Origin of the sequence: Corynebacterium sp. 13CS0277, assembly GCF_002994655.1 — a bacterium.
Classification (GTDB): Bacteria; Actinomycetota; Actinomycetes; order Mycobacteriales; family Mycobacteriaceae; genus Corynebacterium.
The window spans coordinates 23433-47016 of sequence record NZ_PPDL01000014.1; the positions used below are offsets into that span (position 1 = coordinate 23433).

Sequence of the window (23584 nt, forward strand, 5' to 3'; positions counted from 1 at the left end):
GTGCGGGTGAAAAGACTAACACCGCCCGGTGGCCACGGGGTGGGTGGCGCGGGCGGTGTCGACAGATGTGGGGCGGATTGTCAGGTATCTCTCAGGCTTGGCCGGAAAAACCGTGCCGAACCCAAGAGCGAGCTGAGAAACACTGCGCGCTACTGTGCACGCACATCAGGGCACGACACGCCCCACACTGCCCACAGCAGACCTATGAGGCTGACTTCTTCGCAGCTTTCTTGGCTGCTTTCTTCGTCGCCTTCTTGGCCGCCTTCTTCGCGGGTGCCGCGAGCGCCTTCGCAGGGTTCGGCACCTCGCCCGGCGGGTTCGTCACATCGACGAGGGTGGCGAGGAAGTGCCCGGTGTGGGAGCCTGCCGCCTGGGCAACCTGCTCCGGGGTGCCTTGCGCGACAACGGTGCCGCCGCCGGCACCACCCTCGGGACCCATGTCGATGATCCAGTCGGCAGCCTTGATGACGTCGAGGTTGTGCTCGATGATGATGACCGAGTTGCCCTTGTCCACGAGGCCCTGGATGACGAGCATGAGCTTGCGGATGTCTTCGAAGTGGAGGCCGGTGGTGGGCTCGTCGAGGATGTAGACGGTGCGCCCGTTGGAGCGTTTCTGCAGCTCCGCGGCGAGCTTCACACGCTGCGCTTCGCCACCAGAAAGGGTGGTGGCCGACTGGCCGAGGCGCACATACCCCAGCCCGACGTCGACGAGGGTGTCGAGGTAGCGGTGGATGGAGCTGATCGGCGCGAAGAACTCGGCGGCCTCACTGATCGGCATGTCGAGCACTTCGGCAATGTTTTTGCCCTTGTACTTGACCTCCAGGGTTTCCCGGTTGTACCGGGCTCCGTGGCACACCTCGCAGGGGACGTACACGTCCGGCAGGAAGTTCATCTCAATCTTCAAGGTGCCGTCGCCGGAGCAGGCTTCGCAGCGGCCACCCTTGACGTTGAAGGAGAAACGACCGGGCTTGTAGCCGCGCACCTTGGCTTCCGTGGTTTCGGCGAACAGGGTGCGGATCTTGTCGAACACGCCCGTGTACGTCGCCGGGTTGGAGCGCGGGGTGCGCCCGATGGGCGACTGGTCGACCTGGACGAGCTTGTCGAGGAACTCCATACCGTCGACGCGGGTGGCCTTACCCGGCACGTGGCGGGCACCGTTGAGGGTATTGGCCAGCACCTTCGCGAGGATGTGGTTGATGAGGGTGGATTTGCCGGAGCCGGACACGCCCGTGATGCAGGCGAGCACCCCGAGCGGGATGCTGACAGTGACGTCCTGCAGGTTGTTTTCCCGGGCGCCGACGACGGTGAGTTGGCGCTCCGGGTCGACGGCGCGGCGGGTGGCGGGCACCGCGAGTTCCTTCTTGCCGCTGATGTAGGCGCCGGTGAGCGATTCGGCGACCGACCCGATGCCCTGCGGCGGGCCCTGGTAGACGACTTCACCGCCGTACTCGCCTGCTTTGGGTCCGATGTCGACGAGCCAGTCGGCGGCCTTGATGGTGTCCTCGTCGTGTTCGACGACGATGAGGGTGTTGCCAATGTCGCGGAGGTGCTCGAGGGTGGCGATGAGCCGCTGGTTGTCCCGCTGGTGCAGGCCAATGGACGGCTCGTCCAGGACGTAGAGCACGCCCGCCAGTCCGGAGCCGATCTGCGTGGCGAGCCGGATGCGCTGGGCTTCGCCGCCGGACAGGGTGCCGGCCGCGCGGTTGAGGCTCAGGTAGTCGAGGCCGACGTCGAGGAGGAACTTCAGGCGGGCCTGGATTTCCTTGAGCACAGCACCCGCGATGATTTCCTCCCGGGCCCCCAGGGTGAGGGAGTCAAGAAACTCGGACGCGTCGGCCACGCTCAGCGCCGTGACGCCAGCGATGCTGAGATCGCCGTGGGTGCCGGAGCTCAAGCGCACGGAGAGGATCTCCGGCTTGAGGCGCGTGCCGGCGCACGCCGGGCACGGCACTTCCCGCATGTAGCCGAGGAGGCGTTCCTTCTGCGAATCGGACTCGGACTGGTCAAGTTTGCGCTTGAGGTACGGCAGCACGCCCTCGTAGGGGGCAGTCCAGGTCCGCACCCGCCCGTATCGGTTCTTGTAGCGGACGGTGACTTTCTCCGGGGAGCCATGCAGCACTGCGTGGCGGTGTTCCTCCGACAGGGAGCTCAGCGGCTGGGTTTCGTCGAATCCGAGGACCTCCGCCAGGGCGGTGAGCATCTTCTGGAAGTACTTGGTGTTGAACCCGGTCGACCAGGGCTGGATGGCGGAGAGCACCGGCGCATCCCAGTCGGGCACGACGAGGTCGACGTCGATTTCCAGGGCGGTGCCCAAACCATCACAGGTGGGGCAGGCGCCGTAGGGCGAGTTGAAGGAGAAAGAGCGGGGCTCCAGCTCGTCGATACCGAGGGGGTGCCCGTTGGGGCAGGCCATCTTCTCACTGAAGCGGCGGTAGCGGTGCGGGTCCGTGTCGTCGAGGCCGACGAAGTCGAGGACGACGACACCGTCGGCAAGCTCCAGTGCGGTCTCCACCGAGTCGGTGAGCCGCTGCCGTGCCGAGGGCTTGACCTGCAGACGGTCGATGACGACCTCAATGTCGTGCTTGACCTGCTTCTCGAGCGTCGGCGGCGCGGAGAGCTGGTAGACCTCCCCGTCGACTTTCACGCGACTGTAACCTTGGGCGGCCAGGTCGGCGAAGAGTTCCACGAATTCGCCCTTGCGGGTGCGCACCACCGGGGCCAGCACCTGGAACTTCAGCCCTTCCTCCATCTCAAGGACCTGGTCGACGATCTGCTGCGGGGTCTGCCGCTGGATCGGGGCGTCGCACTTCGGGCAGTGTGCGGTACCGGCGCGAGCGTAGAGCAGGCGCAGGTAGTCGTACACCTCGGTGATGGTGCCGACCGTGGAACGCGGGTTGCGGTTCGTCGACTTTTGATCGATCGACACCGCCGGCGACAGTCCTTCGATGAAGTCCACGTCGGGCTTGTCCATCTGGCCCAAGAACTGGCGGGCGTAGGAGGATAAGGATTCGACGTAGCGGCGCTGCCCCTCGGCGAAGATCGTGTCGAACGCGAGGGAGGATTTCCCCGAGCCGGACAAACCGGTGAACACGATCATGGTGTCACGGGGCAGATCGATATCGACCCCTTTGAGGTTGTGTTCCCGCGCGCCGCGCACGATGAGCCGTTCAGCCATGAGCCTGCCAGCTACCTTTCTGCCCTGGGGCACCGTCTACCTGCCCGCGGGGTGGCGCGGGCAGCAACAGTCGCCGTCATTTTCGAACTTCATCGAACATACCAGCTTCCCGCACCACCGCCACCCGCCACCGGCGCTGCCCCTGTGCACAACCGCGCTCCCCGCCACAGACCGGGCGGCGGGGACGCGCGCCACGGGCTTAGAATGTGCCCCATGACTGCCGCTGATTCTCCCTCCCTGCCGGGTCTGCACCTGGCGCAGACCTCCGTGTCCGAGATGGACAACAACGTCTATCTCCTCATCGATACGACCCGCACGCTGCCCGCGGGCACGCACCCTGCGTTGCTCATTGACGCCGCCGACGATGCGGCGGCGGTGCTGGCTCTCGCCGCCGACAACAACGCCACGATCACTGATGTGCTCACCACGCACCAGCACTGGGATCACGTGCGCGCCACCGAGGAGGTCCTCGCCGCCACCGGTGCCCGCCACATCGTTCCCGCCCCGGATGCGCCGAATATTCCGGGCCGACATGATGTCGTCGCCCACGACGGCGACGTCCTCGACTTCGGCGACTACCGGCTGTCGCTGCGGGTGGTGGGTGGTCACACCCCGGGCGGGTTCCTCGTGGAGGCTCCCATCGCCACGGACGCGGGCACCGCAACCGCGCTGTTCGTGGGCGACAATCTTTTCCCCGGCGGGGTCGGCATGACGGAAACCCCGGAGGCGTTTGCCGAGTTGCTCGACGGGATTACGGCCGCCGTGTTTGACGTCTACGACGACGAGGTCCTCGTCTACCCGGGCCACGGGAAGCACACCACTGTCGGCGCGGAACGCCCGCAGCTTCCCGAGTGGCGCGAGCGCGGCTGGTAGCCCCCGCCACACCCCTCACACAGCAGAGGTGCAGTCTCGTCCGCGATCCGGGTGTTTCCCACCGCCGCACGCGTGCGCGGTGGGTTTCTTATACATTGGTTAGGAGGACCCCACCCACTGGCCCGATCACCCATCGCCGCACCGCGCCGTCACGGCGGCGCACGTGCCCTGGCGCTTCCGAGCCGGGCGGTGGTGCGAAGTCCGTGATGCTTTTGCACAGTTTTTTATTGTCGACACCTTGGGAGACCCCATGATTCTGCGCACTCTTGCTCGCCCCATGCTGGCCAGCACCTACATCTACGATGGCGCCACGATGGTGGCCAAGCCGGAGGTCTACGCCCAGGGCGCCGAGGCCGTGGTGAACCGGGTGAAGACGGTGCTGCCGCGCCAGTACTCGGCGTGGCTGCCGACTAATGGCGAGCTCATCGCCCGCGGCGTGGGCGCCACGAAGGTGTCTGCGGCGGCCCTGCTTGCGATGGGGAAGGCGCCGCGCCTGTCCGCCACCGCCCTGGCGCTCATTGAGGCCCCGACGGTGCTGTCCCGCTACGCCTTCTGGGAGACCCAGGAGCCGGCGGAGAAGAAGGAGCGCCGCAACGGGCTGCTCATGTCGCTGGGCACCCTGGGTGGCTTGCTGCTCGCGTCGGCGGATACTGCCGGCAAGCCGGGCCTGGTGTGGCGCACCAACCGGGCCGCCCAGGACGCCAACAAGGCCATCCAGCGGGCTCTGCCGACGAAGTCGGAGACCGAGAAGTTCGCGGAGGCCGCCTCCACCCAGGCGCAGCTGCTGGGTGAATCCACGAAGGGCTTCTTCCAGGACGCCTCCGAGAAGGTGGCCGACGTTGCGAGCGATGTCATGGACTTCGTCGACGACAACAAGGACGACTGGTTGGCTGCCGCGCAGTCCAATGCGCAGGCCGCGAAGAAGAAGGCCGTGAAGCTGGCCGTGGCCGCCCAGGAGCGCGCCGATGAGGCCCAGTCCTCGACGTCGAAGAAGGCAGGCAAGTACCAGAAGCAGGCCGATAAGGCCCTGGCGAAGGCCCAGAAGAAGCTGAAGAAGAAGTTCGACTTCTAAGTCACCTCTCGCCTTTCACGGTCTTTTCGACCCGACTGTCTTACACGCCGCTCGGCGGCGCGCTGCAGACTCTCCCCTTTTTTGTGGGAATGCAGCCGCCCCGGGCGGCGTTGTGCGTCTGCACGCAGTTTCCCGTCGTCCTCAGCCGCGTCCGCACCCCTCCGCCCACCACGTGGGGGTTCGCGAGCCTGGGGCCTGGTGCGGGTAATCTTAAATGCTTCTTTTTCTTTTCAACCCGCATCCCCCAGTGGGGTCGCTTCTCCCCTGTCCCGTCGCAGCCGCGCACCAGTCGCCGGCCGCCGGGCGCGGACACAGCGGCCACACGAGGTGGGGATGCGCTTGTGCGAGGAGTTCAACTCACCGTGTGTTCCCACCCCGATGCCCACCCGTCCGACACCCCGCCACCCAGCACAGACGCCTCTGCCACCACACAGCACAGCATCGCTGAGGAGCAGGCGTACGTCGATGAGCTGTTCCGCCGCCTCGACGGCGAAATCACCCAGGCCCGAGCCCGCCTGGCGGAGGTGCAGGCCGCCGTCGATACGGCGACCCCCGACGCGGAGGCGTTGCTCAAGCGCGAGGTCGAATACCACGGGCTCAACGACAAACTGGATCGGCTAACGATCGCCCAATTGGGGCTCGTGTTTGGGCAGATCACGATCGCCGCCGGGGAGCACGGCGGGGTCGGCGTGCCGGTCGACGGCCATCCCGAGTGGGAGCGCCGCTACATCGGGCGCATGGGCATCGACGACCGGGCGGATAACTACCGGACCCTGCTGTTGGACTGGCGGGCTCCTGCGGCCCGCCCCTTCTACGTGGCAACAACCGCCCAGCCGGAGGGGGTGGTGGCGCGCCGCCACATCCGCACCCGCCGCCGCACCGTGGTGGGCGTGGATGACGAGTTTTTGAGCGCCGATGCCCCGGGCGCGGCGGCGCTCAGTGATGCCGCGCCGTCGGTGGTGAGCGAGCAGGCGCTGTACCGCGTCCTGGAGCGGGCCCGCACCGCCCACATGCCGACGATTGTGGAAACGATTCAGCGGGAACAGGACGCGATCATTCGCGACGCGACCCGCAAAGTCATGGTGGTGGAGGGCGGCCCCGGCACAGGAAAAACGGCCGTCGCCCTGCACCGGGTGGCGTACCTGCTGTACACGTGGCGGGAGCAGTTGGAGAAAACCGGTGTGCTCATCATCGGACCGAACCGGGATTTCCTGTCCTATATTTCGCGGGTGTTGCCGGAGCTCGGCGAGACGGGCGTGGTGTTGAGCACCTGCGGGGAGTTGTACCCCGGGCTGGTGCCGGTGACCGCCGGGGCGGACGGGACCAGTGTGCCGGCGGAGTCGGTCGCCGCCCAGGAGATCAAGGGCAGCGAGGAGATGGTGTACATCCTGAAAAACCTGGTGCGCAGCTACCAGCGCACCGGGGCGACGTCGGTGCTGCTGGATCGCACTGAGGTGGAGATCACCACGAAGATGGTGACCGCTGCCCGGACTCGCGCCCGGCGCAGCCGCCTGCCACACAATCGCGCCCGGGCGGTGTTCCGCGACGCCCTGCTGGAGAGCGTGGCGCGCGCCTATGCGGAGATCCTGTTCAGCGATCCCCTGGGCCCGACGGTGGTGCCGGAGGCGGAGGTCGCACAGCTGCACGACGAGATCGCAGAGGTGGAGGCCGTCGAGGAGTTCATCAACTCCTGCTGGCCCCGCCTGGAGCCGCTGGAGGTGTTGGCGGAGTTCCTCTCCAGCGAGGAGATGATTGCCGCCGTGGCGGGCGAGTACGACGAGTACACCCAGCGCGCCCTGTACCGCGCCGATGGCGCCGCCTGGCAGGCCTCGGATGCCGCATTGGCGGACGAGCTCGCCGAGCTCATTGGTGTCGAGGATGAGCAGCAGCTGCGGGCCGCCCAGGAGGCGGCGTGGCGGGAGGAACTCGAGGACGCGCAGATTGCTCTCGACATTCTGGAGTCTTCACAAACCCAGGATCTCGACGATGGTTTCGACGCGGAGATCCTGCAGGCCTCCGACGTGGTGGATGCGGCGACACTGGCCCGCCGCCAGGAGGTGGGCGACCACCGCACGACCGCGCAGCGTGCCGCCGCCGATGAGCGCTGGGCCTACGGTCACGTCATCATCGACGAGGCTCAGGAATTGACGCCGATGGAGTGGCGGATGGTGATGCGGCGCTGCCCCTCGCGGTGGATGACGCTCGTCGGCGATACCGCGCAGACGGGCGCGCCGGCGGGTGTGGATTCGTGGGCGCAGGCCTTGCAGCCTTTCGTCAAGGGGCGTTTCGTGCACCACGAGCTGACGATCAATTACCGCACCCCGGAGGAGATCATGGCGGTCGCCGCCGAGCTGTTGCCGGTGGTGGCCCCGGAGCAAACCCCGGCGACGTCGTTGCGGCGCGGTGGGGAGGGCACGGTGTCCACCATCGACGCCAGCGGTGCGGCGGTCGCCGACCGGGTGGTCGAGCTGCTGGGGGCGGATCGTGAGCGCCGCATTGCGGTGCTTCTCCCCCAGCCGGGCGGGCTCCTGCCGGAGGGCGTGGACGACGAGGACGACCCGGAGGTTGTCGCGGCGCGTGCCATCCAGCGGCGGGCGGTGGCGCGCGCCGCGGAGGTCGCGGAGGCGTTGGCGGCACGTGGGGTGGATCCGCAGGGTCCGGCCGCGGCGGGCCGTGTCGTGGTGGCACCGACCTCCCAGGTCAAGGGCCTGGAGTTTGACCACGTCATTGTGGTCGATCCGGAGCTCATGGTGGAGGCATCCCCGCAGGGCTGGCAGGACCTGTATGTGGCGTTGACGCGTGCCACGCAGACGGCGACGCTGGCGGGCGGGATGGTCACCCCGCAGCTGGTGGGCTAGCCCACCCCTGGGCGCATGCGAACACCCCGGCGGTGGCGAGTGTGGGACTCGCTGCCGCCGGGGTGTGTGGTGTCTCGCCGGGGGTGGTTTAAGAGACGGTGTGGACGATCATGACGTCGCACTGGGACTGGCGGGCCACGTCGGCCGGCACGGAGCCGAGGAGGCGGCCGGTGAGCGAGTTGATGCCGCGGTTGCCGACGACGAGGAGGTCAGCCTGGTTTTCGTTGACGATAGCCATGAGGGCTTCGACGGGGGTGCCGGGCTTGATCTGGGTTTCGATCTTCTCGCAGCCGACGGCGCGGGCGGCCTCGGAGGCGGACTCGAGGTTCTTCTGTGCCGGGTCGTCGCCGAGCACGGTGACAGAGTCCTGGCGCAGGGTCTTCGAGGCGTCTTCCTTGCTCTCGTAGTAGGCGCAGCCGATGATGAGGGTCGCATCGAAGGCGGCGGCGATCTTTGCTGCGCGCTCCACGGCGAGCATGGACGACTTGGAGCCGTCGGTGCCAACAACAATCTTGGTGTAGTCGCTCATATCCAAACCTGTTTTTCTTGTGCTTTGTGGTCGGTGCTCGCGCGCAGCCGCGCGGGGTGCGACTGCGAGAGATTTTTCTGTCTCACAGTACCAAAACTTGCCCACCCGACAGGGGGTTTCGCCCCTGCTGCGCGGGGGTGTGATTGCCCGCCCACCCGCACCCAATGTGACGCGGGCGACAAGTGGGTGGGGCGCTGTGGGCTTTAGAGTCCCGCGTCGCTCATGCCGCGCAGTTCCTTCTTCAGGTCCTGGATTTCGTCGCGCAGCCGGCCGGCGAGTTCGAATTTGAGCTCCCGGGCGGCGTCCTTCATCTGCGCGGTGAGGTCGTCGATGAGGGCTTTCACCTCGTCGGAGGGCATGGTCTTGGCCCGCTCAATGACGTCCGCGCCTGCGACGACGGCGGCGTCCCCGCGGGCGGTGGTCGTCTCCTGATCCTCGTAGACCTCGTCGAGGATGTCGGCGATCTTCTTGCGCAGGGGCTGCGGGTCAATGCCGTGTTCGCGGTTGTAGGCGATTTGTTTCTCGCGGCGGCGTTCGGTTTCGTCGATGGCTTGCTGCATCGAGTCGGTGATCGTATCGGCGTACATGTGGACTTCGCCGGAGACGTTGCGGGCGGCGCGCCCGATGGTCTGGATGAGCGACCTGGTGGAGCGCAGGAAGCCTTCCTTGTCGGCGTCGAGGATGCTCACCAGCGATACCTCCGGCAGGTCGAGGCCCTCGCGGAGGAGGTTGATGCCGACCAACACGTCGTACTCGCCGAGCCGCAGCTGGCGGAGCAATTCCACGCGCTGCAGGGTGTCGATGTCGGAGTGCAGGTAGCGCACTTTCACCCCGTGCTCGAGGAGGTAGTCGGTGAGGTCCTCGGCCATCTTCTTCGTCAGGGTGGTCACCAGCACGCGTTCGTCTTTGGCGACGCGCTGCCGGATCTGTTCGATGAGGTCGTCGATTTGCCCCTTGGTGGGTTTGACGACGATCTTCGGGTCGACCAGCCCTGTTGGGCGGATGACCTGTTCGACGAATTCGCCGCCGGCGGCCGCGAGTTCGTAGGTGCCGGGCGTGGCGGAGAGGTAGACGCATTGGCCTTTGCGTTCGTCGAACTCCTCCCACGTCAGGGGCCGGTTGTCGAGGGCGCTGGGCAGGCGGAAGCCAAAGTCGACGAGGTTGCGTTTGCGGGACGCATCGCCCTCAAACATGCCGCCGATCTGGGGAACGGTGACGTGGGACTCGTCGATGATGGTGAGGAAGTCCTCGGGGAAGTAGTCGATGAGGGTGGCGGGCGCGCTGCCCGGCTCCCGGCCGTCGATGTGGCGGGAGTAGTTCTCGATGCCGGAGCAGAACCCGACCTGTTCGATCATTTCCAGGTCGTATTCGGTGCGCATCCGCAGGCGCTGCGCTTCCAACAGCTTGCCCCGGTTTTCCAGGTCGTCGAGACGCTCGGCGAGTTCCTCCTTGATGGCGGCGACGGCTTTTTCCATGCGCTCCGGGCCGGCTACATAGTGGGTGGCGGGGAAAATGCGCAGCTCGTCGACCTGGCGCACGACGTCCCCGGTGAGGGGGTGAATGTAGTAGAGGGCGTCGATCTCGTCGCCGAAGAATTCCACCCGCACGGCGAGCTCCTCGTAGGCGGGGATGATGTCGACGGTGTCGCCTTTGGCGCGGAACGTGCCGCGGGTCAGGGCGACGTCGTTGCGGCCGTACTGGATGTCCACCAACAGCCGCAGGAGGCGGTCGCGGTCGAGTTCGTCGCCGACGCGAACCACCAGGGAGCGGTCGAGGTACGACTGGGGGGTGCCCAGGCCGTAGATGCACGACACGGACGACACGACGACGACGTCGCGGCGGCTGAGCAGCGCGGAGGTGGCGGAGTGGCGCAGTCGTTCGACGTCTTCGTTGATGGAGGAGTCTTTTTCGATGTAGGTATCGGTCTGCGCGATGTACGCCTCGGGTTGGTAGTAGTCGTAGTAGCTGACGAAGTACTCGACTGCGTTGTTGGGCAGCAGGGTTTTCAGCTCGTTGGCGAGCTGCGCAGCAAGGGTCTTATTCGGTGCCAGCACCAGGGTGGGGCGTTGGACTTGCTCGATGAGCCAGGCGGCGGTGGCGGACTTACCGGTGCCGGTCGCGCCCAACAGGACGATGTCGCGTTCGCCGCGGTTGATGCGTTCGGTGAGTTCTTTGATGGCGTGGGGTTGGTCGCCGGCGGGCTGGTAGTCACTGATGACTTCGAAGGTGCCCGCGGCGCGTTCCACCTCGCCGACGGGGCGGTGTTCGGAGTGGGACAACACGGGGTGTTCTGCTGCAAACGCCATGGGGTTCAACATAGCGCACCGCCGGGCGCGATGCGCGTCCACTGTCGGCGCACGGCCTACTGTGCGTGCAGCGCACGATCCTTTGCACCAGGGGCACACGTTCGCACTAGCCTCGGCATGGCTAGCCTCATCATCACTACTGTCGGCACAATGACAACACTTCACTCCCCCACACGCGCCCGCACGGCGCTGCTCACCGTCGCGGCGTCCACCGCAGCCCTCCTGACCGCGCCCCTCCCCCAGGCGGTGGCGGACCCCTGCACCACCTACCAGGCCGCCGCCCACGCCGACCGGGCGCGGCTGCGCGCCCTCGGGCAGAACCCCTCGGGCAGCAACTCCCTGTCCTCAGGGTCCTCGGACGCCTACGACGCGGCTGCCGAGTGGCCGGAGGACGTGCGCGATTCCGGCCAGCTGTCCGCCGGGCGGAACTCTCCCCCGTGGCTGCGCGGCAAGCCAGGCCAGCTGCCGGTGCTGCGCGGCCACACGGAGGCCCTCCACCTGCTCACCGGGCCGGGTTCCCCGCAGCGCACCCACGAACGTTTCGGCATCGGCGGCACCGACCTCGGCATCTCTTTCACCGACGCGCGGGGCCGGATGTACTTCGCCTTTGGAGACACGATGCGCTGCGGCGGGGACTTAGGGTGGCGCTCCAATGTGCTGCTGCGCACGACGGACAATAACCCGGCCGACGGCATCGACGACCTGCAGGCATGGGCGCCGGGCGGGTTCCGGGACTCCGGCTACGCCGGCCAGTTCATCCCCTCCCTCAAGGACCCCGGCGTGGAGCACACCACCATCCCCACCGCCGGCATCGCCATCGGCGACACCCTCTACGTCGACTACATGTCGGTGCGCTCCTGGGGGCAGCCCGGCGAATGGGTGACGAACTACGCGGCCACGATGGCGTCGACGGACGGGGGCACCACCTGGCACCGGGTGGAGGATTCACTCCGCCCGAACACGACCGTCGGCACCCCCTACGGGGTGGGCCGCCACCGCGGCCGCGCCGGCGAGGAACGCACACAACAGTCCGCCCTCGTCGCCCGCGACGGCTACGTCTACCGCTACTCGACACCGTCGGGGCGGGCGGGAGACGCGATCCTCGCCCGCTTCCCCGAGGCTCAATTCCCCCGGGAGGACGCCGCCGAGTTTTTCGTCAACGGCACCTGGGAGGCCACCACCCCCGACCGGGCGAGCGCCGTGTTCGACGCGCCAGTCAGCGAAATGTCGGTGACGTTCAACGAGCACCTCCAGCAGTACACCGCCATGTACTACTCCCACGGCGGCATGGTGCTGCGCATGGCACGCCACCCCCAGGGCCCCTGGTCGGCACCCCGCGTCGTCGTCGACGAGGGCACCATCCCGGACCTCTACGGCGCGTTCCAGCTGCCCAGCGTCGACGGCAACCACCTGTACTTCGTGGCGACGACGTGGTCCAACTACAACGTCATGGTGATGCGCACCGACCTGCAGCAGCTCTACGCCACCCCCGACCCGCAGGCGCGTACCCGCATGGCGGTGCCGAAGTCGCAGGGCGCGGCCACGTACAACCCGCGGGTGGATGACGGCCTGTCGGTCGAGCGTTGGGTGAGCTACGCCGACGACGGCACCCCGAGCGATGTCGCCGACTACCCCGGGGCCGACACACGATCGACGCACGCCCAGTAGCGGACGCCTCCTACCCGCCAGCCCGGGACCGCCTCTCCCCCGCTAGTCCTTCACCAGCGGCACCCCGAGGCGGGCGGGCAATTGAGCTGCACACTGCTCCACCTGGGCGCGCAGCTCCTCGAGGGTGCCGTGGTTGTCAATGATGACGTCGGCCGCGGCACGGCGCTCCTCCTCGCTCACCTGCTGAGCGATCCGCCGCCGCGCATCCTCAGGCTCCAGCCCCCGGTGGGCGACCAAGCGCCGCACCCGCTCCTCCGGATCAACGGCGACCACCACGACGAGATCCATGTCCTTATCGAGGCCCAGGTCCACAAGCAGCGGCATGTCGTAGACCACCACCGGGTGCCCGGCCGCGTCGAGCTCCGCCAAGCGACGCGCCGTCTCCTGGCGGATACGGGGGTGCATGATCGCGTTGAGGCGGGCGGTCGCAGCATCATCCGTGAACGCCCGCTCGGCGAGCACCCCGCGCCGCAACGCCCCGGTGTCATCCACCACGTCCGCACCGAACTCGGCGGCGAGCTCCGCCAGCGCGGGCGCGCCGGGTTCGACGATGTCGCGGGCGATCTGGTCGGCGTCGACGACCGGTATCCCCAGGGCGGCGAGCTGCGCGGCGACCGTGGTTTTTCCGCTGCCGATACCGCCAGTGAGGCCAAGTGTTTTCATGCCCGCCATGCTAACGCACCCACGCCTCCGCGCCGCAGCCTGACAGGGCAACGATCACGCGGGTGCACGCGGCACGTGACTCCGCCGCCCCTGAAAAAACACAGCGCCGCCCGCACCCCACGAGGTGGGAGGTGCGGGCGGCGCTAGGCATGTCACCACACCCGGGTGAGGTCAACCTCGCCCGGCTGCGTCACCGAGTGTTTACTCGGCGGGCTTGGCGGTGATCTTCAGGAGTTCGGTGCCGGTGCCAACGGTGGTCTGTGCCTCGTTGGCCTTCTCGACGTCAGCGAACTTCTTGTAGTTGGTGACGAGCACCGGGGTGATGGTCGGGTAGCCGGCCTTCTCGATCTCAGCGGTGTCGAAGGTGATGAGCTTGTCGCCCTTCTTCACGCGCTGCTTGCGCTCGACGTGGGTGGTGAAGCCGTGGCCGTCCATCTGGACGGTGTCGACACCGACGTGGATGAGCAGCTGCACACCGGAGTCCAGGTTGAGGCCGACGGCGTGGCCGGACTTCTGGATGGTCATCACGGTGCCGTCTTCGGGGGCGTAGACGGTGTCGCCGGTGGGCCAGATGCCCACGCCGTGGCCGACAGCGCCGGAAGCGAAGGCTGCGTCCGGAACCTCATCGAGCGGGATGACGGTGCCTTCCAGCGGTGCGGACACGAGGGTCACGGCACCCGGAACCAGGGCCGGCTTGACGGGCTTCGTCGCGGTCGCGGTGGCAGCACCAGCAGCGGCGGCTGCGGGGGCAGCTGCAGCCTCGGCGGGAGCCTCAGCTGCGGCCTCGGCCGGAGCGTCCTCGGCAGCGGCGATCTTGGCGAGATCGTCAGCCTTCTCTTCCTTCGAGCGGTAGTCGAAGAAGACGGTGAGCAGGAAGGACACGGCGAAGGCCACGGCGATACCGATGGCGTAGCCGCCCCACGGGTCCATCGCAGGGATGGTCAGCAGAGAGGTGAAGACGAAGGCGTTGGCCTTGACGTCGAACAGGCCCATGACGATACCGCCGGCTACACAACCGGGCAGCAGACGGTAGTAGGTCTTACGGAAGCGCAGCAGCACACCGTAGAGAGAGGGCTCGGAGATACCGCCCAGCAGGCCGGCGAGCATGCCACCCATGGACACCTGACGCATCGTGGCGTTGCGCTCCTTGATGGAGAGCACCAGCACGCCGGCGACGACGCCGAAGCAGGCGAAGTTCCAGGCACCCATCGGGCCCTGAATGAAGTCGTAACCCAGGGTGTTGATGTTCTGGATCATGATGGCGTTGAGCGGCCAGTGCAGACCCAGCGGCACCAGGAAGGGGTACAGGCAGGGGATGATGACGGCGAGCACGAACGGGTTGAAGTCGTTGACTGCAGCCAGGAAGTTGGAAATACCGTTGCCGACGCCGATGCCGATGGGGCCGAAGATGAAGGCGGTGGCCGGGATCATGACGAGCATCGAGAAGAACGGCACGAAGACCATGTGCACGGCCTGGGGGATGATCTTCTTGAAGGCGCGCTCCACCCACAGCAGGGCGATGGCGGCGATCAGCGGCGGGAACACCTGCCCGCCGTAGTCGTTGATGACCATCGGCAGGCCGAAGATGTGGTAGGTGTACACCGTACGACCAGCGGCCTCGGACGCCTGCGCGAACTGGGTCGCGTAGTCCGAGTCGGAGAACTTGAGGAACTCCGGCGTCATCAGGGCTGCGGGGATCGCAGCGCCGACCCACTCGTTGGCGCCGAGCTTACGGGCAGCACAGGCGCCGACCATGATCGGCAGGAAGTAGAACACCGAACGCCACATGGCGTGCATGAACAGGTACGTCGGCGGCTGGGTCTCCGCGCGGAAGTCCTGCCAGCCGAAGGTGTCGGCCAGCACGAGCATGGTGATGATCAGGGAGGCGCCCAGCAGGGCCCACAGGATCGGGCGGAAGGTGTCGGAGAGCACCTCGAAGCAGTAATCCACCCAGGAGTACTTGCCACGGACGCCGCCGTAGTCCTTGCTGTTGGAGCGTGCCTGGGTCTCACCGTCGCCCATGCCGGGCTGGTCCTTGATGCCCTTGTAGTAGTCGGCCACGCCGCCACCCATGATGACCTGGAGGCCGGTGGAGCCCTGCGGGACGACGCCGAGGACGTCCTCGTTGTTGTCGAGGGCGTCGATGTCTGCCTTGGACTGGTCTGCAAGCTGGAAGCGCAGACGAGTCGCGCAGTGAGTCAGGCTGACGACGTTGTCAGCGCCGCCAACCTTGTCGAGGATAAATTGCGACGTTGTCGCAACATTTGTCGCCATTAGTGCGAACCTTTCTTCTCACATGAGACCCGCAGTCCTCGCAGGCGCGGCGTTGGTGCCGAACACTGGAGTGATGTGTGCGGGGTCAGTGGGTTGGGAGGAGTCTCGACGCATCCGAACGTCACGCGAGGTTTGTGACCCAGTGCATGATTGCCCGGTTGGCAGAGAGTTATCACAATAATAAACCTAAAACCCACATTCCCAAGCATTCAGACAGCCCGCACCCAGCTTTCACCCACACCCCCACAGGTTCCCCAGCTGAAAGCCACACATTCGGAAATGAACATAGGGAAACACCCCACAGAACAAACCGCCAGGACACCACGCACCCCTACCCCCATTTCCACCTTTTCACTACCCCCGGGCCGCATGATAGCGCGGGTGCTGCACCTGCATAATCTTTGGTCACCAATGTGAAAAATCACACTCTGCCCACGCGAGCGCCAGCGCCCACCACGAGGCCAGTAGGCCGTCACACCCGCCCCATGCATCACACTGCATAGCACGGCATCGTCCCAGACCACCGCCCGGAATGAACACCGTGCGAGCCCCCGCCACCGGTAGCGTCTATGCACACGCACAGAAACCCCTTGGGCGCTGCCGCCAAAGGGGTAGTTGCGCCGGAGCTTGAGCGATCTGAGGTGTACCGAGCCACACGCCCGGCTCAGATGCCAGGCAGACACCACCGTGCGCCCGACCCCGCCGCACGAGCGCACCACCGTGCGCCCGACCCCGCCGCACGAGCGCACCACACAGCCCTCCCCTCCCCACCATGTGCAGCTGCGCACCACCGCGTCCCCGACACGCCCGCGCCCCGCATGCCTTGCGTACTGTGGGCGCCGCGGAGCCCTCGGCGGCCACCAGGACACTGCCGACACCGCAGGGCATGGCGCGTCATGGGCGTGCAGGCATGCGAACACCCCCGCCGCGGTCGCACCACAGGTGGTGCTGTTGCGACGGGGGTGTGTGTTCGCTGTGTGCGCCTGGCACGGGGTGTCAGGCGCTAGCGAGGTGCGTCTTAGAAGCCGGCCAGCTTCTCACGCAGTGCAGCGAGCTGCTCGTCGGAAGCCAGGGAGCCAGCCTCAACGGTCTCCTCGGCGGCCGCGTCAGCGGACTCGGAGGAGTAGTTGGTGGCGCCAGCGTCGGCAGCCTCGGCGGCAGCGGCGCGGTGCTTCTCGATCTGAGCGGTGTGCAGCTGGTGGCGACGCTCGGACTCGGCGTAGCGGGCTTCCCACTCGGCACGCTGGGTCTCGAAGCCCTCGAGCCATTCGTTGGTCTCGGGGTCGAAGCCCTCGGGGAAGATGTAGTTGCCCTGCTCGTCGTAGGAGTCGGCCATGCCGTACTTGGACGGGTCGAACTCTTCGGTGTAGTCCTCGTCAGCCTGCTTGAGGGACAGGGAGATACGACGACGCTCGAGATCGATGTCGATGACCTTGACCATGACCTCTTCGCCCACGGAGACAACCTGGTCCGGAACCTCGACGTGGCGCTCGGCCAGCTCGGAGATGTGAACCAGGCCCTCGATGCCCTCGTCGACGCGGACGAACGCACCGAACGGCACCAGCTTGGTGACCTTGCCCGGGACGATCTGGCCCACGGCGTGGGTGCGGGCGAAGACGCGCCACGGATCCTCCATGGTGGCCTTCAGGGACAGGGAGACGCGCTCGCGGTCGAGATCGACGTCGAGCACCTCCACGGTGACCTCGTCGCCGACAGCGACAACCTCAGACGGGTGGTCGATGTGCTTCCAGGACAGCTCGGAGACGTGCACCAGGCCGTCGACACCGCCGAGATCGACGAAGGCGCCGAAGTTGACGATGGAGGAGACAGTGCCCTTGCGGACCTGGCCCTTCTGCAGCTGGTGCAGGAACTCGGAGCGGACCTCGGACTGGGTCTGCTCGAGCCATGCACGGCGGGACAGAACGACGTTGTTGCGGTTCTTGTCCAGCTCGATGATCTTGGCTTCGATCTCCTGGCCGATGTACGGGTCCAGGTCGCGCACGCGGCGCATCTCGACGAGGGAAGCCGGCAGGAAGCCACGCAGGCCGATGTCGAGGATGAGGCCACCCTTGACGACCTCGATGACGGTACCGGTAACCGGCTCGTCGTTCTCCTTGAGCTGCTCGATGGTGCCCCAGGCACGCTCGTACTGAGCGCGCTTCTTGGACAGGATCAGGCGGCCTTCCTTGTCCTCCTTGGTCAGGACGAGAGCTTCGATCTCGTCGCCAACCTCGACGACCTCGTCCGGGTCGACGTCGTGCTTGATGGACAGCTCGCGGGAGGGGATGACACCTTCGGTCTTGTACCCGATGTCGAGCAGAACCTCGTCGCGGTCAACCTTGACGACGGTGCCGGTCACGAGATCACCATCGTTGAAGTACTTGATGGACTTCTCAACCGCGGCGAGGAACTCCTCAGGGCCACCGATGTCGTTGATGGCAACCTGAGGGACGTTGTTGGTGGGCATAAATAGTGCTCCGAGAAAATAGGAAGACAGGGGGTTTGCATGTGTACGCATCCATCTCCTAGACCACAGTCACCGCCACCGCCGAGGCGACCCGAAGGCCGTCAGGGCAGCGCCCGCACCAGGGGCGCGGAGCAGCGATGTGTAGTTAAAGAGACGTGTTCGACGAACCTCGTTCCAGCCTTCCTATTTTTACCGAAAGAGATCCGCGAACAGATACGCTGCGTCAACACTACAAGCCTTCAAGCCACAATGCAAGCGCTTCCACCTGCGCATTCCCCGCGTTTCCGCTAGAGAACCCGCCACGCAAACCCGCAGGTCACGACAAGCACCCCATCACCGACCCGCCACAGCAGTCACATCTCCCCCACCGGCCACCACCGCCGCCAACCGGCGACAAGTCCGCCTGTCAAAGAATCCAGCCTCATGGCTTGATTATTCGGACTAGCCCGGGGTGCGTCGCCGCTGCCGTGTCATCCCCGCGCCCTTCGCCAGGCCCACGCATCGCACCTGCGGGGATGGTGGCTGTGGCGACAGGGCTTAGGCTCAAAGCATGCGCCAGACGAACCAACCCCCGATCAGTAATGAAGAATCGGTCGCCGCGAACCGCAGCTGGTGGGACAGCGACGCCGAGGACTATCACGCCGAGCACCCCTCGTATCTGGGGGCAGAGTCCCCGTGGGGCGAGTTTTATTGGTGCCCGGAGCAGGTGCATGAAAAGGACGTGCGTTTGCTGGGAGATGTGCGCGACAAGCGGGTCCTGGAGATCGGCTGCGGTTCCGCTCCCTGCGCCCGGTGGTTGGCCCATGACGGTGCCGGCCAGGTCGTGGCGTTCGACCTGTCGGCCCAGATGTTGCGGCATGCGACGCGGGGCACCCAAATCAATCCCGGTGTCGGCCTGGTGCAGGCCGATGCGACAGCGATGCCCTTCGCGGACGATTCCTTCGATGTGGTGTTCTCTGCCTTTGGGGCGATTCCTTTCGTGGCGGATTCGGCGGGGGTCATGGCAGAGGCGGCCCGGGTGCTGCGCCCGGGTGGGCGTTTCGTGTTTTCGGTGACGCACCCGATGCGGTGGATTTTTCCCGATAATCCCGGCGAGCCGGGGCTGACGGTGTACACGTCGTATTTTGATCGCGGCGGCTACGTGGAGCGCGATCCGGACACCGGTGTGGCGACCTATGTGGAGCACCATCGCACCCTGGGCGACCGGGTCCGCGAGCTCGTTGCCGCGGGATTCGTGCTGCGGGACCTGGTGGAGCCGGAGTGGCCGGCAGGTTTCGACGAGACCTGGGGCCAGTGGTCGAAGCTACGCGGGGAGCTGTTTCCCGGCACGGCGATCTTCGTCGCGGACCTCGCCCCGAGCTAAAGCCCCCTCGCAGTCACCGTCCTACACTTTTCGCCCCGGAGCATCGCATGCGCCCGGGGCGAGAAGTGTTTAGTGGGCAGCGGCGTCCCAGTTGGGGCCCACGCCACTGGAGACGTCGAGGGGCACCCGCAGGGAGATGGCGTGGCTCATCTCCTCCTCCACGAGGCGGGAGACGGTGTCTTTTTCTCCGGGGGCGATTTCGACGACGAGTTCGTCGTGGACCTGCAGCAGCACCCGGCTGCGGAGCTGACGTTCGGCAAGCGCCCGATCGACGCGCAGCATCGCAATTTTGATGATGTCGGCGGCGGTGCCCTGGATGGGGGCGTTGAGTGCAGAGCGCTCAGCGTTTTCGCGGGCGACCCGGTTGGCGGAGCTCAACTCCGGCAGGTAGCGACGGCGGCCGAAGAGGGTGGCGGTGTAGCCGGTGGTGCGGGCGTCGTCGACGATGCTGTCGAGGTAGCGTTTGACCCCACCGAAGCGCAGGAAGTAGTTATCCATGATGCGCTTGGCTTCGCCGGGGGCGATGTCGAGCTGGCCGGCCAACCCGAAGGCGGACAAACCGTAGACCAGGCCGTAGCTCATGGCCTTCACGCGACGGCGAATCTCGGGGGTGACGGCGTCGACGGGAACGTCGAAGACGCGGGAACCGACGTAGTTGTGGAGGTCTTCGCCCTGGCGGTAGGCCTCGATGAGTCCTTCATCGCCGGAGAGGTGCGCCATGACACGCATTTCGATCTGCGAGTAGTCGGCCGTGAGCAGGTCCTCGTAGCCGGAACCGACGACGAACGCGGAGCGGATGCGCCGCCCGGCGGGGGTGCGCACGGGAATGTTCTGCAGGTTCGGGTCCGAGGACGACAGGCGCCCGGTGGAGGTGGCGAACTGCTGGAAGGTGGTGTGGATGCGCCCGTCGTCGCCGACGGCTTTGATGAGACCATCGATGGTGGTCTTCAGCTTCTGGTTTTCGCGGTGGCGCAGCAGCTCATCGAGGAAGGGGTGGGGGTGGTTTTTCGCCAGCTGTTCGATTTCTTTCGCGGCGGTGGAGTACCCCGTCTTCGTCTTCTTCGTCTTCGGCATGCCGAGGGTGTCAAAGAGGACGACCTGGAGCTGTTTCGGGGAGCTCAGGTTGAGGTCCGGGGCGTCGGCCAGACGACGGGCGGCGTCCTGGGCGTCGTCGACGGCGGCGGCGAAGACGTCGCGTTCTGCCTCCAGGGCCGCGACGTCGACCGCGATGCCGGCGGCTTCCATGCGCGCGAGCACGAGCGCCAGCGGCAGCTCCACATCCTGGTAGAGCTCGTAGGCGTCGATCTCGTGCAGCTGCATCACGAGCGCGGCCGCAAGTTCGCCGGTGGCGCGCGCCGCGCGCAGCAGGGCCTCGTGGTCCGGCATGTCGAGGAGGGTGAGCTGCCCGTCGGCGGGCTGGTCCTCCGGGAGCTCGGCGTGCAGCTGGCGCAGCAGCACGTCGGCCAGCGCATAGGAGCGCTGCCCGGGCTGCAGCAGGTAGGCCCCGAGGGCGGTGTCTTGCACGATGCCGGCAAGCTCGAAGCCACGGCCATGCAGCATGTGCCAGGTCGCCTTGGTGTCGTGCACGATCTTCGGGTGACTGCTGCCCAGCCACGCGGCGAGCGTCTGCTCGTCGTCGACGGTGATGGTGTCCAGGCTGAAAGCTTTGCCGGTGCCGTCCGCGCCGACGAGGGCCACGGCTGTGGCGTCAGAGGCTCCCGGGGTGGCGGTGCCCTCCACGGTCAGGGCGACGCCCTCGTCTTGGTGGGCGTCCAGCCACTGCGCCAGCGTGCCGGAGCCTTCAACGACGTCGAAGTCGTGGCCCGCCTCGGGCGCTGCGGTATCCCCCTCGCCGAACGCGGTCAGCACACGCTCCCGCAGGTGGGCACCGAACTCCAGGGCGTCGAACTGCTCGAAGAGGGCGATTTTGTCCATCGGCTGCCGGGCGGTGTCGTCGATGGTGACGGGCAGGGCGACGTCGCGGATCATTTCCGTCATGGTGCGGTTGAGCTTGACCTGGTCGACGCACGCCCGGAAAGAGTCCCCCACCTTGCCTTTAATCTCGTCGATGTGGGTGATCGCCTCGTCCAGGCTGCCGAACTTGTTCAGCCACTTCGCGGCGGTCTTCTCCCCCACGCCGGGCACGCCAGGCAGGTTGTCGGATTTGTCGCCGCGCAGGGCGGCGAAGTCCGGGTACTGGGCGGGGGTGACTCCATACTTTTCTTCCACCGCCTCCGGGGTGAAGCGCTTCAACTCGCTCACGCCCTTCATGGGGTACAGCACCGTCACCCGGTCGGTGATGAGCTGGAAGGAGTCCCGGTCGCCGGTGACGATGAGGGTCTCCAGGCCCTGCTCCTGCGCCGCCGTCGCCAGGGTGGCGATGATGTCGTCGGCCTCGAAGTTTTCCTTCTCCAGGGTGACGACGTTGAGCGCGCCCAGGACCTTCTTCATCAGGTCGACTTGGCCGCGGAAAGGCTCCGGGGTGGCGTCGCGTTGCGCCTTGTACTCGGGGAACATCTCGGTGCGGAACGTGTGCCGGCCGACATCGAAGGCCACCGCCAGGTGAGTGGGTTCCTCCTGGGCGATGAGCGAGTTCAGCATGGTGATGAACCCGTAGACCGCGTTGGTGGCCTGCCCGCCGCCGGTGTTGAACTTCTCCGGGGGCAGCGCGTAATAGGCGCGGAACGCCATGGAGTGGCCGTCGATGAGCATCAGGCGGGGCGCTGCGGCGGGGGTGGTGGTGCTTTCGGTCGTCACGGTTGGCCATTGTAGGCAATACCCCGGGATCGGCCGCAGCACCGCGCCCACCCCGCACACGACGGGCGCAGGCAGGCACCGGTGGAGGGGTCGTGTTGCACCGCCGTATGGGGCATGCGCTATGCTTGGCGAGTCGCTTGCCGGGGCACCACCCCGAAAGAGCCGTCATCTCGCCCCAGTAGCCCAATTGGCAGAGGCAACGGATTCAAAACCCGTCCAGTGTGAGTTCGAGTCTCACCTGGGGCACATCCATCACCACCCCGGAGGTCACCGCAGTGCGCTGCGGATGGCAGCCGGGGTGGCGTGCGTTGGGGGGCACGGAGAGAACTCACAACCAGGCGAAACGTCTGATGTTTTGCGTCTCGCAGGGGGCGAACGCGCACCAACGCTTTCTCATAATATGCGTGCGGGCGTACAATTTGCCCTAGCATGCGGAGTGCATGTTTCTCCCCCGGGCAGGCCCCCACGGCCCGCCTGCCCGACCCCCGCGCGCCGCGCCCGCACATCCACCAATCAGGCGGATGAGCTGGGACAATCCCCTCCCCCAACCACCGCACCCACGTGGCCGGTGGGGAGCTCGCCCCCTCGACTGTCGCACACACCGGCGCGCACCCTTGAGATGAAAAACGGCCTTTTAGCAGTGAATAAGCTAGACTCAACGACCATGAATTTTCCTCAACGTCGCAGGATGGCGACGTTGGCGATGACATGTGCCCTTGCACTTGGACTCACCGGCTGCGTCACCAACACCGAAGGTGGCCATCCGGAGGGGTGGGAAGCGGTCATCCCCGCCGCCGACCCCGCCGTGCAGGCACTTGTCCCGCAGCACATCGCGGACAAGGGTGTCATCACCATCGCCACCAATCCCCCGTTCGCGCCGGCAGAGTTCAAAGACTCCGATGGCGTCATCATCGGCTTCGAGATGGATTTGGCGCGTGCCGCCGCCGCCGTCATGGGCCTGGAGTTGAACATCCAGGACCAGGACTTCTCGATGATTCTGCCCGCCGTGCAGGCCGGCACCATTGACTTCGGCGCCTCCGGGTTTACCGATAACGAGGAGCGCCGGAAGCAGTTCGACTTCGTCGACTTTTTCTCCGCGGGCATCCAGTGGGCGAGCCAGACGGGCGCGCCAGTCGACCCGGACAATGCCTGCGGCCTCAAAGTCGCGGTGCAGCGCGGCACGGTCTCCGATACCGATGACGTGCAGGGCCGCAGCGAAAAGTGCGTCGCCGAGGGCAAGGAGCCGATTGAGAAGCTGGCCTACGATTCCTCCGACGCTGCGGCCACGGCGTTGATTCTGGGCAAGGCGGATGCGTTTTCCGCCGACTCCCCGGTCACGGCGTATGCGGTGGCCCGGTCCGAGGGCCAGATTGAGCTCACCGGCGAGATGTTTGACGCCGCCCCCTATGGCTGGCCGGTGCCGAAGGGAGACGAGTTGTCGCACGCGTTGGCTGCGGCCCTCGACACGCTCATCGCTTCCGGCGACTATGCCCGCATCCTGGGCTACTGGGGCATCGATGAGGGCTTGCTGCCGCAGGCCCTCATCAACGGCGAACCCGCCTAACACCCCACCTGTGAG

13 protein-coding genes and 1 tRNA gene are annotated in these 23584 nt (G+C 66.5%); 7 read left to right on the forward strand and 7 right to left on the reverse strand.

The window, feature by feature from the left end; genetic code table 11:
- Positions 1–202: 202 nt before the first annotated feature.
- Complete coding sequence (uvrA, locus tag C1Y63_RS07310; RefSeq protein ID WP_106015812.1) at positions 203–3175, reverse strand: excinuclease ABC subunit UvrA; 2973 nt, start codon at positions 3173–3175, stop codon at positions 203–205.
- 213 nt (positions 3176–3388) lie between these two features.
- On the opposite strand from uvrA, the gene C1Y63_RS07315 reads away from it, so the two are divergent.
- The 3 genes from C1Y63_RS07315 (at position 3389) to C1Y63_RS07325 (ending at position 7978) form a co-directional block, all read left to right on the forward strand.
- The gene (locus C1Y63_RS07315; protein WP_106015813.1) at positions 3389–4048 is read left to right on the forward strand and encodes an MBL fold metallo-hydrolase; all 660 of its coding nucleotides are present in this window, start codon (positions 3389–3391) and stop codon (positions 4046–4048) included.
- A 253-nt stretch (positions 4049–4301) separates the two neighbouring features.
- Positions 4302–5120, forward strand: coding sequence for a DoxX family membrane protein (locus C1Y63_RS07320; RefSeq protein WP_106015856.1), 819 nt, complete (start codon positions 4302–4304; stop codon positions 5118–5120).
- A gap of 440 nt (positions 5121–5560) precedes the next feature.
- On the forward strand, positions 5561–7978 hold the full coding sequence (locus tag C1Y63_RS07325) for an AAA family ATPase (RefSeq protein ID WP_233195640.1): 2418 nt from the start codon (positions 5561–5563) through the stop codon (positions 7976–7978).
- Between the two features lie 88 nt (positions 7979–8066).
- On the opposite strand, the gene C1Y63_RS07335 is transcribed toward C1Y63_RS07325, so the two are convergent.
- Positions 8067–8507, reverse strand: coding sequence for a universal stress protein (locus C1Y63_RS07335; RefSeq protein WP_106015814.1), 441 nt, complete (start codon positions 8505–8507; stop codon positions 8067–8069).
- A gap of 203 nt (positions 8508–8710) precedes the next feature.
- Positions 8711–10813: an excinuclease ABC subunit UvrB gene (gene uvrB, locus C1Y63_RS07340; protein ID WP_106015815.1), complete on the reverse strand. Its 2103-nt coding sequence runs from the start codon at positions 10811–10813 to the stop codon at positions 8711–8713.
- Between the two features lie 117 nt (positions 10814–10930).
- On the opposite strand from uvrB, the gene C1Y63_RS07345 reads away from it, so the two are divergent.
- A complete protein-coding gene (locus tag C1Y63_RS07345; RefSeq protein ID WP_146128893.1) occupies positions 10931–12481 on the forward strand; it encodes a DUF4185 domain-containing protein in 1551 nt (516 codons plus the stop codon).
- A gap of 42 nt (positions 12482–12523) precedes the next feature.
- Here C1Y63_RS07345 and coaE read toward each other — a convergent pair whose 3' ends face one another.
- From coaE to rpsA, 3 genes are all read right to left on the reverse strand, one after another.
- Entirely contained in the window at positions 12524–13144 is a 621-nt protein-coding gene (coaE, locus tag C1Y63_RS07350) for a dephospho-CoA kinase (RefSeq protein ID WP_106015857.1), read from the reverse strand.
- Between the two features lie 201 nt (positions 13145–13345).
- The gene (locus C1Y63_RS07355) at positions 13346–15418 is read right to left on the reverse strand and encodes a glucose PTS transporter subunit IIA (protein ID WP_106015817.1); all 2073 of its coding nucleotides are present in this window, start codon (positions 15416–15418) and stop codon (positions 13346–13348) included.
- Positions 15419–16436: 1018 nt separating this feature from the next.
- A complete protein-coding gene (gene rpsA, locus C1Y63_RS07360; protein WP_106015818.1) occupies positions 16437–17885 on the reverse strand; it encodes a 30S ribosomal protein S1 in 1449 nt (482 codons plus the stop codon).
- A gap of 550 nt (positions 17886–18435) precedes the next feature.
- Between rpsA and C1Y63_RS07365 the strand changes: the two genes are divergently transcribed.
- Entirely contained in the window at positions 18436–19248 is an 813-nt protein-coding gene (locus C1Y63_RS07365) for a class I SAM-dependent methyltransferase (protein ID WP_106015819.1), read from the forward strand.
- A 69-nt stretch (positions 19249–19317) separates the two neighbouring features.
- Here C1Y63_RS07365 and polA read toward each other — a convergent pair whose 3' ends face one another.
- Positions 19318–21960, reverse strand: a complete 2643-nt coding sequence (gene polA, locus C1Y63_RS07370; RefSeq protein ID WP_106015858.1) for a DNA polymerase I — start codon at positions 21958–21960, stop codon at positions 19318–19320.
- Between the two features lie 217 nt (positions 21961–22177).
- On the opposite strand from polA, the gene C1Y63_RS07375 reads away from it, so the two are divergent.
- Positions 22178–22251 (forward strand) — tRNA-Leu (locus tag C1Y63_RS07375).
- A gap of 418 nt (positions 22252–22669) precedes the next feature.
- Entirely contained in the window at positions 22670–23569 is a 900-nt protein-coding gene (locus C1Y63_RS07380) for an ABC transporter substrate-binding protein (RefSeq protein ID WP_106015820.1), read from the forward strand.
- Positions 23570–23584 lie beyond the last annotated feature (15 nt).

Bases quoted from the DNA above. Each gene is read 5' to 3' on its own strand.
- C1Y63_RS07380 (WP_106015820.1), top strand. From the start codon at position 22,670: ATGAATTTTCCTCAACGTCGCAGGATGGCGACGTTGGCGATGACATGT.
- uvrA (WP_106015812.1), bottom strand. From the start codon at position 3,175: ATGGCTGAACGGCTCATCGTGCGCGGCGCGCGGGAACACAACCTCAAA.
- coaE (WP_106015857.1), bottom strand. From the start codon at position 13,144: ATGAAAACACTTGGCCTCACTGGCGGTATCGGCAGCGGAAAAACCACG.
- C1Y63_RS07345 (WP_146128893.1), top strand. From the start codon at position 10,931: ATGGCTAGCCTCATCATCACTACTGTCGGCACAATGACAACACTTCAC.
- C1Y63_RS07355 (WP_106015817.1), bottom strand. From the start codon at position 15,418: ATGGCGACAAATGTTGCGACAACGTCGCAATTTATCCTCGACAAGGTT.
- polA (WP_106015858.1), bottom strand. From the start codon at position 21,960: ATGCTCATCGACGGCCACTCCATGGCGTTCCGCGCCTATTACGCGCTG.
- rpsA (WP_106015818.1), bottom strand. From the start codon at position 17,885: ATGCCCACCAACAACGTCCCTCAGGTTGCCATCAACGACATCGGTGGC.
- uvrB (WP_106015815.1), bottom strand. From the start codon at position 10,813: ATGGCGTTTGCAGCAGAACACCCCGTGTTGTCCCACTCCGAACACCGC.
- C1Y63_RS07315 (WP_106015813.1), top strand. From the start codon at position 3,389: ATGACTGCCGCTGATTCTCCCTCCCTGCCGGGTCTGCACCTGGCGCAG.
- C1Y63_RS07335 (WP_106015814.1), bottom strand. From the start codon at position 8,507: ATGAGCGACTACACCAAGATTGTTGTTGGCACCGACGGCTCCAAGTCG.
- C1Y63_RS07365 (WP_106015819.1), top strand. From the start codon at position 18,436: ATGCGCCAGACGAACCAACCCCCGATCAGTAATGAAGAATCGGTCGCC.